This window comes from Microbulbifer sp. CAU 1566 (assembly GCF_023156515.1).
Lineage (GTDB): Bacteria > Pseudomonadota > Gammaproteobacteria > Pseudomonadales > Cellvibrionaceae > Microbulbifer.
On the sequence record NZ_JALNMG010000003.1, the window covers coordinates 407,501 to 421,236 of the forward strand.

At 54.4% G+C, this 13,736-nt stretch carries 9 protein-coding genes (1 of these 9 cut by a window edge); 5 read left to right on the plus strand and 4 right to left on the minus strand.

Annotation, left to right across the window (positions count from 1 at the left end):
• Positions 1-714: the 5' portion of an MFS transporter gene (locus tag M0G74_RS10085; protein ID WP_248216454.1), read on the minus strand. 585 nt of this gene lie to the left of the window's left edge; the window shows 714 of its 1,299 coding nt (coding positions 1-714); its start codon is at positions 712-714; the stop codon falls past the left edge of the window.
• Between the two features lie 747 nt (positions 715-1,461).
• Between M0G74_RS10085 and M0G74_RS10090 the strand changes: the two genes are divergently transcribed.
• A complete protein-coding gene (locus M0G74_RS10090) occupies positions 1,462-3,018 on the plus strand; it encodes a carboxylesterase family protein (protein ID WP_248216708.1) in 1,557 nt (518 codons plus the stop codon).
• 126 nt (positions 3,019-3,144) lie between these two features.
• Positions 3,145-3,729 carry a histidine phosphatase family protein gene (locus M0G74_RS10095; RefSeq protein WP_248216455.1) on the plus strand — a complete coding sequence of 195 codons (585 nt, stop codon included), beginning with the start codon at positions 3,145-3,147 and terminating at the stop codon, positions 3,727-3,729.
• Between the two features lie 130 nt (positions 3,730-3,859).
• On the opposite strand, the gene pepN is transcribed toward M0G74_RS10095, so the two are convergent.
• On the minus strand, positions 3,860-6,508 hold the full coding sequence (gene pepN / locus M0G74_RS10100) for an aminopeptidase N (RefSeq protein ID WP_248216456.1): 2,649 nt from the start codon (positions 6,506-6,508) through the stop codon (positions 3,860-3,862).
• A 109-nt stretch (positions 6,509-6,617) separates the two neighbouring features.
• Positions 6,618-8,273: a gamma-glutamyltransferase gene (ggt, locus tag M0G74_RS10105; protein WP_248216457.1), complete on the minus strand. Its 1,656-nt coding sequence runs from the start codon at positions 8,271-8,273 to the stop codon at positions 6,618-6,620.
• A 194-nt stretch (positions 8,274-8,467) separates the two neighbouring features.
• Between ggt and M0G74_RS18365 the strand changes: the two genes are divergently transcribed.
• The 3 genes from M0G74_RS18365 to M0G74_RS10120 all read left to right on the plus strand — a co-directional run bounded on the left by M0G74_RS18365 (position 8,468) and on the right by M0G74_RS10120 (position 12,633).
• Entirely contained in the window at positions 8,468-11,773 is a 3,306-nt protein-coding gene (locus M0G74_RS18365) for a YdbH domain-containing protein (RefSeq protein WP_248216458.1), read from the plus strand.
• Positions 11,774-12,000: 227 nt separating this feature from the next.
• Positions 12,001-12,213 carry a YnbE family lipoprotein gene (locus M0G74_RS10115; RefSeq protein ID WP_236250389.1) on the plus strand — a complete coding sequence of 71 codons (213 nt, stop codon included), beginning with the start codon at positions 12,001-12,003 and terminating at the stop codon, positions 12,211-12,213.
• Positions 12,214-12,288: 75 nt separating this feature from the next.
• Positions 12,289-12,633, plus strand: a complete 345-nt coding sequence (locus tag M0G74_RS10120) for a YdbL family protein (protein ID WP_248216459.1) — start codon at positions 12,289-12,291, stop codon at positions 12,631-12,633.
• Between the two features lie 89 nt (positions 12,634-12,722).
• Here the strand turns inward: M0G74_RS10120 and rpoS are convergent, their stop codons facing one another.
• Complete coding sequence (rpoS, locus tag M0G74_RS10125) at positions 12,723-13,730, minus strand: RNA polymerase sigma factor RpoS (RefSeq protein WP_201277002.1); 1,008 nt, start codon at positions 13,728-13,730, stop codon at positions 12,723-12,725.
• Positions 13,731-13,736 lie beyond the last annotated feature (6 nt).

A 13,736-nucleotide genomic window follows, 5' to 3' on the forward strand; every position in this document is an offset into this window, starting at 1 on the left:
GTGCGCATAGATAAACAACGTCAAAACATTGGCGAAAATCACAACCAGAAATACTTTGTCGCGCGCCAATACCTCCAGAGTGCTTCGGAAGCTCGTCACCGAAGAGCCTCGCGCTAATGACGCCCTACCCGCCTGTGAAAACCGGAATGCCAAAATAAATGCAATACACAGTAAAAGATAACTGGCAGCCGTCAAACCGAAGGTTGATTGTTGCGCGCTGATTCCCGCCCAGACACCCACGATGGGACCCAGCGCCGCTCCGACATTAATCAGAAAATAGCGAAATTGCAGCGCCAGTTCCCGAGCGGATTTATCCCGGATCAAATCGCCAAACAGGGCACTGGCTGGCGGCTCCCATATGGATCGACCAATGGCACAAAAGGTGATTGAGACGATAAAGGCCGCCAAGGTCTCTGCCATGGCCAGGTACGCAAATGCCAGGGTATTGATCGCCGTACCCAGCACCAGAATATTTCGCCGCCCAAAGCGATCGGACAGGGTTCCCACGTAAAACCCGAGTACCGCAGCCACCACGGCTGAGAGGCTCAGGATCAGCCCAATTGTCGCCGGACCCAACGCAAATTTTTCGTAGAGTAAAATCGCAAGGAAAGGCCAAACCATAAAATAGGTTCCGCGCCCCAGAAAACTCCCGATTAAAACAATCCATATCAGTGGCGGTAAGCCATACAGTGATTGCCACCATTGCCTGTCCATCGCCGGTTTCTCCTAATTAACGGCAAAAAAAAACCCGGAGGCCAAGGCCCTCCGGGTTTTTTCCTGAAGGGTCTTGCGAAAACCCTCCAGCACTTATTTAAAGCAAACTGTCAGGTAATCATGCTACGTACTCGAACGACAATGACAGAAGTCAGAGTGGTAGCAGCGGTATGTTTAGATAGAGAAACTCGCAGGCCAGATGCGTTCCAGCAAACCGCTTGCCAACAAACTGCCTTCAAATAAACCGCCATACCAATAGCCGCGCGCACTGGCATGGAATCAGAATGATTCTGCCAGATGGCCTTGGTGGTCAGGTTCTTCAGGAGTTTCATGTGCGAGCGGCTTCTTTGATATCTCTGGTTTTTAATTTCGATCGGCGGCGAGCGACTTGCGTGCAATTCGCCGTTTCAGGACTACTTGACTTTTGAACGTTAGATAATATCCGACTTCAATCTCGATGCAACCGAAAACGCAAGAAATATCGTATTTTTTAACGCGGTAACTTTTTCGTCATGTCGTAATGACTCAACGGAAACCGTCGAATATGACAGCTTCTATACTCAATTCAATCACCGAGAAACAGTCATAGGCTGCCAGTCACAGCCTCACCTGACTCACGGTGCGCCAACGATCGAAAAATGAGTTGGAAAGTTTTCACCGCAAAGGAAGTTGTCTGTGCCCGACAAGAACCCTAAAGCTCGTCCGCATCGTCACGCCACCGCCGGGCGGGCGTCTGCCCAAGAGTCATTGCTCGTCGAAGCTCCCTGTGGCGCCGTAGCAGGCAAGCTTGACGATCAGGGGACGGTGCGGCAATTTTTAGGCATACCCTACGCCACTCCACCTACCGGCGAATTGCGCTGGCGCCCGCCGCAGCCAATTGCCCCCTGGACCGGGATATACCAGGCCACCAGATTTGGTATGCCGGCGCCACAGAACCCCTCGCCTTTATTTGAGATCCGCGGACCCGATGGGGAAATGCCCGAGAACGAAGACTGCCTGTACCTGAATATCTATACCCCGACCTTTTACAAGCAGGCAGCGGATGCGCAGGCTGCGCTGCCGGTCATGGTGTGGATACATGGCGGCTCCTTCTATATGGGTTCCGGCTGCCAGGCCCTGTATGACGGCAAATACCTGGCGGCAAGTGGCCGGGCAATTGTAGTAACACTGAACTACCGTCTGGGCGCATTGGGTTTCTTGCGACTAAAAGACATTTGCGATATTCCGGCCACCGGTAACGAGGGTTTACAGGACCAGATTGCAGCGCTGCACTGGATACAGGAAAACATCGCAGCATTCGGGGGCGACCCGGAAAATGTAACCCTGTTCGGAGAGTCTGCCGGTGCCATGTCGATCGCCAGCTTATTTGGAGCCCGGGATGACTCCGGGTCATCGCTGGCCGGGCAGCTGTTTCACAAGGCCATAGTACAAAGTGGTAACCCGAGCGTGTTCCACTCCAAAACGAAGGCCGCCCTACTGGCAGAAAAGTTCTGTGAACGGCTGGAAGCATTGCGCAAAGGCAAGTCACTGCAACAGATGCCCAGCACCCAGGAAATCCTGCAAACGCAGGCGGCGCTGGTTAACGATCCGGCAACGGACCAGCACTGGGGTCACCTCCCGTTCAAACCAGTGCTAGACGGTGCGCTCATCAAACACCGTCCGGTAGAAGCATTGCGCCGCGGTATCGGCGACAAAGTTGCCATGATGGTGGGAAGTAATTGTGATGAATGGAATCTGTTCAGTGCCGCACGCCCCGAAAGCTATACCCTCGACGACCAACAGATTCGGGGACACCTGGGAAGATTGCTCCCGGATCACATCGTTAGCAGCCTACTGGAGCACTATCGATCACGCGCAGAGGCCATCCCAGATAACCCATGGCCTATGTGGAGCCGGGCCTGGAACCTCATGCTGACAGACATGGTATTCACTGTACCCGGCCTGCGATTACTGCGCGCCCACAGTGGCAAACGCTTTCACTACCATTTTGCCCAGCCGCTGAGTGCGCAACCCCTGCTTGGCGCCTGTCACGCATCAGAACTGGGGTATGTGTTTGGTACTCACGGTGACCAATCCCTTCAGCACCTTTACGGTGGCGAGATAGAGCCGCACCGACTCAGTGAATCCATGCGCAGCGCCTGGCTCAGTTTTGCAGAAAGCGGTAGTCCGGGAGACGATTGGCCCGGATTCGAGCAGGGGCACAGTCGATGCTTTGGCAATCAGGAAAACAGAACACTCGATGCCGATGCATTACATGCACTCTGGGAAATCCTGGATGACAAACAACTGCGTGGGTTCTTATAGGTAGCCAGGCTGAATACTGGTAAAACTATTGTGCATCCATCGATTTCAATCGCCGCTGTTTTCAATCCCGATTGCGCTGAGGTTAGAATGATTGGATCAGACACCGGATAACAGGAACCCAGTTCATTGCATCAGATCATTCTTATCCGTCACGGAGAAGCCGCCAAGTCACCGAATCACGCTGATCCGGGATTGACCAATCTTGGGCAGCAGCAGGCCCAATTACTCGCCGAGCACCTGCAGCAACAATTCCCTGACGGCCGAGGTGTGCGCCTGATCAGTAGCCCCAAATCGAGAGCTCTGCAGACCGCCATGCCGGTCGCTGTCCAATGGAACAAGGAAATCGTGCAAGAACCGCGATCCATCGAGATCCCCTCCCCGGAGGGACTGCCACTGGCAGCGCGCCTCGACTGGATTCGAGCACTGCTCAACCAGCAATGGGACCAACTGACGAACACACAACGCCTGTGGCGTCGTGAAATGATCGATTATTTGCTGCAGCTGGAAGAACCAGGTGACGAATACCACACCACGCTCATCTTCTGCCATTTCATGGTCATCAATTCCGTTGTGGCGCATATTCGCAATGATCTGAATGTGGTGCAGTTCCACCCGAACTACACCTCGCAGACACGCCTGAACCTGCAACAGGGAAAATTAACGGTGGAAGAACTCGGGCAGCAAAAGGCGATCGATAACCTGATTCAATAGTGACCGCTAGGATTACTGGATAATCCAAACAAAAAAAGGGGCCCAATATTGGGCCCCTTTTAGCATCTACACATAGCATCTACACATAGCATCTACACGCAGGCTCTGCACGGCAACTGCTACTTACCCGTCAACGAACCTCCAGGCTCTTGCTGACAACTTCGTAAAGGTCCCGGGACAATTCACCACTGTCCGATATTTTCTGCAGCGCCGCATGCATCAGAATGGAATCTTGTGTGCGGTATTTCTTCCAGCGCGTCAGAGGGGTAACCAAGCGGGCTGAAATCTGTGGATTGAGTTTATCCAGTGCAATCACCTGTTCCGCCAGAAACTCAAAACCACTGCCGTCCTCTTTATGGAACTGGGCAAAGTTGCGCATGGCAAAACCACCAATAACGGCGCGCACCTTGTTCGGGTTAGTCATTTCAAATGCGCGGTGTTCCATCAACTGGCGGACGCGCTCAAGAGAACCATAACCGGCGCTACTACTTTGCAAGCCCAGCCAGGTTTCAACGACCTGGGTATCCTGCTGCCACTTCTCGTAGAATGACTGCAGAACCGTATCTGCCTCGGATCCTGCACCGTACTCAACCAACGCGGCCAGTGCTGCTGCAGTGTCGGTCATGTTTTCATCCCGCTCAAACTGTGTTCGCGCCAGTTGTAACGCATCGTCATCCCGAGTCATACACAGGTAAGCCAGACAGGTGTTCTTCAGACTGCGTTCGGCAATATCATCAGCGGTAGGGCTATAGGGTTTGTGAAGATCCAATTGCTGGAATCGGGTGACAAAGCGGGGCTTTAGCGCGCGGGCTATGGCCGACCGCACAAAATCCCGCGCCGCAACGATTGCCCCGGCATCTACCTCTCCATCCTGCTCTGCCAGTTCCTGGGCACTGGGCAGCGCCAGCATTTTGGCCACCAGCGCCGGGTCCAGATCCGTGTTTTCCAGAAGCGCCGCATAACCATCAATCAATGCCCGGGGCTCCGTCAGGGTTGCGCCCGCACGGAATTGTTGTTGCAGCGCCTGCAAGGTATTCAGGGCCAGACGTTGGCAGGCATCCCAGCGGTTGAACGAATCACTATCGTGCTGCATCAGGAATTGCAGCTGTTCACTGGAATAGCCATAGCGCACTTTCACCGGCGCCGAGAATCCGCGAAGTAGTGATGGCAGAGGCCGCTCTGTAATATTGGAAAACGTAAAACTCTGCTCCGCTTCGGTGAGATGTAGCACTACTTCCGTCGCACCGAAATCGTCGACGGCGAGTGATTCCCCATTCGCTCCCAGCAAACCGATAGCTACGGGAATGTGAAGCGGCAACTTGTCTTTCTGCCCGGGGGTATCTGGTGTGTGCTGGCGAATGGTGAGGGTGTATTCCGACGTAGCCGGATCATAGCTATCGGTCACATCCAATACCGGCGTTCCCGCCTGGCTGTACCAGCGGCGGAACTGCGTCAGATCCGCACCATTGGCATCTTCCATGGCCGCCACAAAATCCTCGCAGGTCACCGCGCAACCATCATGCCGTTCAAAATACAGGTCACTTCCCTTGCGAAATGCCTCGGGGCCGAGAATGGTGTGAATCATGCGCACCACTTCTGCACCCTTTTCATAAATAGTTAGAGTGTAGAAATTGGAGATTTCCATATAGGAATCCGGGCGCACCGGGTGCGACATGGGCCCGGCGTCTTCGGCAAACTGTGCGGTGCGCAGCAGGGTTACGTCTTCAATACGTTTTACCGCACGAGAGTTCATATCTGCCGAAAATTCAGCGTCGCGGAATACAGTAAAGCCCTCTTTGAGGCTGAGCTGGAACCAGTCACGACAGGTCACCCGGTTACCAGACCAATTGTGGAAATACTCATGGGCAACAATAGATTCAATACGCTGGAAAGCGGCATCGGTGGCCGTTTCAGGGCTCGCCAGTACACAGGCGGAGTTAAAGATGTTCAGCCCTTTGTTTTCCATGGCACCCATATTGAAATGGTCCACGGCGACAATCATGAAAATATCCAGGTCGTACTCCCGCCCATAGACTTTTTCGTCCCAGGCCATGGAGTGCTTGAGGGAGATCATCGCGTGTTCACACTTGCCGATGTTGCGGGCTTCAGTAAACAGTTGCAGCTTTACGGTACGCCCACTGGCGGTGGTAAAACTGTCCTCCACATACTGGAGATCGCCGCCAACCAGTGCAAACAAGTAGGAGGGTTTGGCAAAGGGGTCTTCCCAGGTCACCCGCAAGCGACCATCCTCTGTGGTACCACTGTCCACTTTATTACCATTGGACAGCAACACTGGATATTTTGCCGGCGCGATGATCGTCGTGGTAAATACCGACATGATATCCGGGCGATCCGGGTAAAACGTTATTTTGCGAAATCCCTCTGCCTCACATTGGGTGCAGTACATACCATTGGAAAGGTAAAGCCCCTCGAGGGAGGTATTGGCTTCGGGGGCAATCCGGGTCTGCACCTCCAGCTCAAATTCCGCTTGATCGACCTGCAGTAACAAGCCACCCGGTTTCTCTTGATACCGCTGAGCCGGTAGTAACTCGCCATTTACGGCGATCGAGAGTAAATCCAGATCCACGCCATCCAGCCACAGTGCCGGCAACGCATCCGACTCTTTCACCTCCGCCGCCGGGTTTCGCCTTACGCGCAATTTGGATTTCACCAGGGTCGCATGCGGATCCAGGTCAAAGGTCAGGTCCGTGCGATCAATCAGGTACTCGGGAACCTGATAGTCTTTCAGGAAAATCGTGCGCGCCTGGGTGTCTTTCATTCAATGCAATCTCTTTTAACGTCGGGGCAGCCTGCGGGCTGCCCTATTTCACCCGGCGAGCGGCAAAAAGCACTCAAACCAGGCTTGGTCATGGGCCGGAAAATAGGAGTTAGTACCCCGCCGCGTTCCCGTCTTTGCGGCTTTCGCTGGCGCCGTGGTATACGCCATTATCCGCTTTCATAATCGCCTGGTAGCCGCCGTAGGGCCCGCTCTCGAAGCGAATCTGGTGCCCCATCTGGACCAGCGTGCGCCGGGTTTCCATCGGGAAGCCATCTTCAAGGCTCAGGTATCCGCCGTCTTCCATCAATTCATCCGTAGGCTGGCTTGAGCCACTGTGCAAAATTCTGGGCGCATCGCCCGCTTCCTGCACATTGAGCCCGAAGTCCACCATATTGATGACGATTTGGGCATGCATTTGCGGCTGAGTAGCGCCGCCCATAACACCAAAGCTCATCCAGGGTTTACCATCTTTGGTCACAAACGCCGGGATAATGGTGTGAAAAGGACGCTTACCAGGCTGGTACTGGTTGAAATGCCCCTCTGTCAGACTGAACATTTCGCCGCGGTCCTGCAGAATAAAACCCAGGTCTCCCGGTGTCATTCCGGAACCCATACCGCGGTAGTTGCTCTGAATCAGCGAGACCATATTGCCGTCTTTGTCGGCGGTGGTGAGATAAATGGTGTCCCCATGGCGCAATGCCACCGTGCCCGCATCGTAACGCTTGGCCGCGCGCTCCGGGTTGATCAGTTTGCGGCGTTTTTCGGCATAGCCCTTGGAGATCAGCTCCTGAACCGGCAGCTTATTAAACGCCGGGTCCGCGTAGTACTTGGCGCGATCTTCGAATGCGAGTTTTTTTGCTTCGGTAAACAGGTGCACATATTCCGGGCTTTCACGACCGAGCTTTGCCAGATCGTAACCTTCCAGAATGTTCAGGATTTGCAGCGCGGCAATGCCCTGGCCGTTGGGTGGCAGCTCCCACACATCGTAGCCGCGGTAATTGGTGGAGACCGGATCTACCCAATCTGATTGATGGCTGGCCAGATCCTCATAGGAAAGAAAGCCGCCGTTGGCTTTCATGTATCGGCCAATCTCCCGCGCTATGTCACCTTTGTAAAAGGCATCGCGACCGCCGTCAGCAATTTTCTGCAGCGTGTTGGCGAGGCGCTCATTGCGGAAAAGGTCGCCCTCCTGGGGCGCTTTTCCGCCGGGCATATAGGTTTCCCGAAAGCCGGGGTACTTTTCCAGCAATGGTACCGAGCGGTTCCAGTAGTAGGCCACCAGTTGGGTGACGGGAAAACCGTTATTGGCGTAAGCGATTGCCGGCGCCAGAATATCCTTCATCGGCAGCTTGCCGAACTTTTCATGTAATTCAAACCAGCCATCCACCGCACCTGGCACCGAAACCGGCAGAGGGCCATGGGAGGGAATTTTGTCGAGGTTGTTGTCCGCAAAGTAGCGGAAAGGGAGAGATTTTGGCGAACGGCCACTGGCGTTCAAACCGTGCAGTTTTTTGTCTTTGGCACTCCAGACAATGGCAAACAAGTCGCCGCCAATACCGTTGCCCGTGGGTTCCATCAGCCCCTGTACCGCATTCGCTGCAATTGCGGCATCGACTGCAGACCCACCCTGCTTGAGGATATCCAGTGCCACTTGAGTAGCCAATGGTTGGCTGGTTGCGGCCATGCCTTCCGTCGCCAGTACCGGCGAGCGACTGGCGAACCCTTCACCGTTGACGCGGTCATAAGCGTGAACACTGGCGGTCATCAACCCAATCCCGAGCAACCCTATCCCGAGCAAACAAGTGCCGAGTAAGGCCGATACGGCGGTCGCAAGGCCCCGGGCAAGACCAGATTTCAAAAGTGTCATCACGAATTTCACAATTTCTGCCTCAATCGTTATTCTCAGAGCAAGTCTCTACATTTAGTACCCGATACTCAAGTCGGTCAACCGAGGTTTCTGTGCCCCCTTTCCCGCGCGCCCTCAAGCGTACTCTCAAGATAGTAGCTAGCACCCTGCTCCTACTCCTGCTGCTGGGGACCACCGGCTGGCTTTCGCGGCATCACTGGATCCCGCCACTCGCCAATCAGTTTCTGGATGGCATAGAAGTGCGCCGGATCAACGGTTTGACTATTTCTCGCACAGAACCGGGGCTGGGACTATCGATACAGGCACTCGAACTGGTCAATGAAAACCGGCTGACCGTCCGCGTACAGGAGTTGCGTCTCGATAAGCTCATGGCACTTTTCAGGCCGAGCGCTGACCAGAATGGCGACAGGATAAATCGCGCGGTACTGACCCTCGGGCGCATGGAAATCGCCTCGGAAGCTACGGCGTTGGCCAACCCGGGAAATCAATCCTCTACGTCAGGCTCTGCCGATACTGACAGCGGACGTTTATCGCCCACAGTATCTGCACCCTCTTCCAGCAATTCATCCGCTCGGGATAAAAGGCCGGAACAAGTCAGTATCAGCCGTGGGCTCGCCACCCTGTATGGCTTACCTTTGCAGAAGTTGCTTATCCATCGACTCATCTGGCTCGACCATATCGATACGCCTCTTTCTCTAGTGGCGACCTTCCGGACCGAAACCTCTCAGGATAAAACCGCGAATGCTACTGGCCGCCAACTGATTTCTGCGGAATTGACCAGTAGCCGCTGTAGCGAGTGCCGTATTTCCTGGTCACTCGTAAACCAGATATCCAGGGCCAATAGTCAGCTGCAACTCTTCCACCAGAATATCTCCGTAGCCGAGCTCTCTGCCGCGCTCACCCGGCGGCAGAATGCAGTGCCCCAAAACAGCGTGGTTTGGGATGCCGAAGCCAAACTGGAAGCCGCTGCGCAACCCTTGCTCAATCTACTCAATGCGGCCGCTATTTCAATGCCCACCTCACCCTTGACCGAGGGAACAGCGTTGTCGGGAACGCTGAATGCCAGAACCCTGAGCGAATTGCCCGATCAGATTGAGCGGCTGAATGGCCTTAAAGACATCACACTGGAGCTTGGCGCCGATGCTTTGCACATAGAATTGCCGGAAACGATCGGGGGAATCCCCCTGGCCATTTCGGTAAATTCAATCCGACCGCTCGCGGCAAAGGTACCTTCACTGGCGCCATTTCAGGTGGAATCACTGGCCGGCGAATTCTCCGTTGCGGTCTCCAACCCGGGCTCGAATGCCGTCAATGTATCAAGGCCGGCGACAATATTGAAAAGCGATATCGCCCTGGCTACTGAAGAACAGATACCCCTGGTGGAATTTAATGGAGAGTACGACCTGGCCCAGGCAAACGATTTGCTTCGCAGTCCGAAATGGCAAAAAGTGCTCTCTCCCTATCGTATAGGTCAACTCAGTGGCCTCCATCGCATTACGGGCCGCTTCTCATTGCCAAAAGTCGAGGAGATTTCCAACCGGATAAAAAACGGTCTAATTCACGATTTTTCCGCGACAATCCACCCCGCGCAAGGTCAAAGTACCGAGCTCACTGTCACGCTACCGGAAAAAAACAACCCACTGGCGTTCGCGCAATGGCAACGCATCCACACTCGCCTTTCCACCGAGAGTGGTATTGAAATTTCAGCTGCGGCGTTGCCCGGCAGCGTCACACTGAAAGCAGCCGACCTGCAAATTGCGTCAACCGCGGGCGCCGGCTCAGAACCACTTTCTTCCGATAGCCCCTCATTGAACGGCCGACTGCAAGCCGTGCAATGCTCCGGGTTACCGGGTATGCACTGCCAGCTGCAATTGAAGGCAGAACTTCCGGCACTAGCCGTGGAGGATGCCGCCATGTCATTGAAAGACCTGAGCGTAGAGTCCTCACTGACCTTGGACAGACCATCAGAAAACACCCAAACGCGCCTGGTATTCCAGGCTTTGAACATTACCGCCGACCAGCTGAAGTCCGGTGCTGTAACCATCGACTCGCCAGAAGTGTTCGCGGAAAGGGCTGGCTGTGACATGGAACCGGACACCCTTCGCTGTAACAGCCCACAGCTGGCGCTCAGTCTGGCACCCCTGGCGCTAGTGGACAATCAACTCAGCGGGGTACTGTTCCTTGAGGAGCTCACTATTGAGAAAAAACCCTGGGAGAAAAAATCTGGGGAGAAACGGTCTCTGAAGCCACTCCCACAAGCAAATAGCACAACGCCTGCGGGCACGCGCAATAGCCAGGATAACGAGGGAACACCATCAATCAGTGCTGCCGCCAAGTTTCACACCGACTCGCTCAACCTGACGGCACTCGGGCAGTACAAGACTACCTTCGCTTCAAAAGGGCAACTCAGGCTAAGCAATGATCTCGTCACCGGGAGCGGACAGGTTACCAGTGGTCCGCTGAGTATCGAGACCAGTTGGAAGCACAATCTGAAGACCGGCCAGGGCAGCAGTCAGTTGAATCTGCCACAGGCCACATTCACGCCGGTCAGCCCACTCAGCCACGCTATCCAGGGATTGCCCGCGGATATCGTCGACGGCACATTGAGCGCCGATGCAAAGGTACACTGGCCGCAATCAGACCGGGATCAGGTAACCCTGTCGATGGAGAACGCCGCGATCCAGTACGGGGATACGGTCGCGGTCGGCATCAACCTGTCGACCACCTTGCTACAGCAATCCGGCAACTGGGTAACCCCCACACCAGCACCGGTATCGATACAGAAAGTCGACGCGGGTGTCGCGATCGAAAACCTGCATTTTTCCCTTTCCGCTGCCAACTCTGGGGATGTAACACTCCAGCGCTTTGCCGCCGAGCTTCTGGACGGCGTGCTGACCTCCGATGCGCTGACCTGGAGCCTGAAAGGTGAGGAGCGGCAATCGCTCCTGCAGTTCACGGGCATTTCGATGGGTGCGCTGGCGAAAGAAATGGAATCCCAGAACTTTGCCGCCAGTGGGCTTCTGGACGCCACCATTCCCATCACTGCCGATGCCCAGGGCATCACCGTTGAAAACGGTACTCTACAATCCCGGGCGCCCGGCGGGCGGCTGCGGTATTACGGCGCATTTTCCCCCAGTATGCTGGGCAGTAACCCCCAGCTGAAACTGCTGGCGGGCGCCCTGGAGGATTACAACTACCAGGACATTCGTGGCACCATCACTTATCCCTTGAGCGGCGACCTGACACTCAACCTCAAATTGACCGGACGCAGCGCCGCCATTGATGCCAACCGGGATCTGATCATCAACCTCAATCTGGAAAACAATATCCCGACCATGTTGCGTTCCCTGCAAGCCAGCCGCGACCTTACGGATGTGCTGGAGCAACAGGTACAATAGATAAGCGTACTGAACAGGACAACAGAAACTGGTGGAACCACACGAACAACCAACAACAATGTGAAATCGAGCGATATACGCAGAATTTGACCAATTTGGCTGGTGTTCAGTCGCGGTTAATTTTGCACCATCTATAGTAACCATCAACTCTCCCCAGGCTGCCGTCCAGGAGTGGTATTTACCCGGCCATTGCAGACCCTAAAGGCTGAGAAACACAGGAGTATTCAGTGAATCCAACAGGCATCAAAAAGCGCTCGAGCATTGTGCTCGCGCTGATATTGGGGGCAGCGGTGACGTCCGCCTGCACGCCAACCGTCGCGGTACAGGCCCCCAGTGAGCCAATCACCGTCAATCTGAATGTCAAAATCGAACATGAAATCCGCGTCAAGGTGGACAAAGAGCTGGATAACCTGTTCGAAGATAAAGAAGGAATCTTCTGATTGCCGGCCCATCAATCCGTTGATACCCCATCAGAATGTTGAACCAATACTGAATTTGCCAAGGAACCCAATGCCATGCCAACCAAAGCATCGTTTAAAAAATTGATCGCTGGCCTGTTTTCGTTAAGCCTTTTCCTTGCCGTCCCAGCCAGTGCCATCACCCTGAAAGAGGCACAAAGCCAGGGGCTGGTGGGTGAAGCCAACAGTGGCTATATCGCGCCAGTACAGGGCGGATCCCCGGAAATTGAAAAGCTTGTTGCAGAGGTCAACAACAAGCGCAAAGCGGAATACGCAGCAATTGCCAAGCGTAACAATATTGATATCAGCCAGGTGGCGGCACGGGCTGCAGAGAAACTGGAAGCACGCCTCGCCAAGGGCGAGTATTACCAGGACAACCTGGGGCGCTGGAAGCAGAAATAATCGTTCAGCCATTAAAAAACCCCGCAACCCAAATCTGGATTGCGGGGTTTAATCAGGGAAATGATTAATCGCTGATTGCCTGGTAACCGTTACAGGTTGGCAAACAGAGACATGCCATCCAGTCCCTGACTCTCCATCACTTCACGCAGACGCTTCAGGGCATCTACCTGGATTTGCCGCACGCGCTCCCGGGTAAGCCCGATTTCGCGGCCAACTTCTTCCAGTGTACTGGCTTCGTAGCCGCGCAGGCCAAAGCGGCGGGAAACCACTTCACACTGCTTGTCCGGAAGCTCGCCAAGCCAGCGGTTGATACTGTCAAACAAGTCCTTGTCTTGCAGCAATTCCGCCGGATCAGATTCCTGTTGATCCGGAATAGTATCGACTAACGTCTTTTCAGAAGATGGGCCTATTGGTGTGTCTACCGACGTCACACGCTCGTTAAGGCCCAGCATACGTTCAACGTCTTCAACCGGCTTTTCCAGCAGATTGGCTATTTCTTCCGCTGACGGTTCATGATCCAGCTTCTGTGCCAGTTCGCGGGAAGCGCGCAGGTAAACGTTGAGTTCTTTCACCACGTGAATGGGCAGGCGAATCGTACGCGTCTGATTCATGATCGCACGTTCTATCGTCTGGCGAATCCACCAGGTGGCATAGGTGGAGAAACGGAAACCGCGCTCAGGATCAAACTTTTCTACGGCGCGGATAAGGCCGAGGTTGCCCTCTTCAATCAGGTCCAGCAAAGCCAGGCCACGGCTGACATAACGGCGGGCGATTTTTACAACCAGTCTCAGGTTGCTTTCAATCATGCGCTTACGCGCTGCCGCGTCACCTCGCAGGGCTTTGCGTGCATAGTAAACTTCTTCTTCTGCCGTCAGCAGAGGAGAGAAACCGATTTCGTTGAGATATAACTGAGTGGCGTCTAGGTTCTTTGCCCCGTGGGCATCATCTAATTTACGAACAGATGTTTTCTGGGAGGAGGTTTTTGTTGTTTGAGTATTTGCTTTCTGCGAGATTGTTTCAGAGTTTTTTTTTGAAGCCTTACTCCGAGAGCGGCTTGCTTTAGTTTCGGATCCCGATGTGGATTTTTCGCAATCCATCGGTTC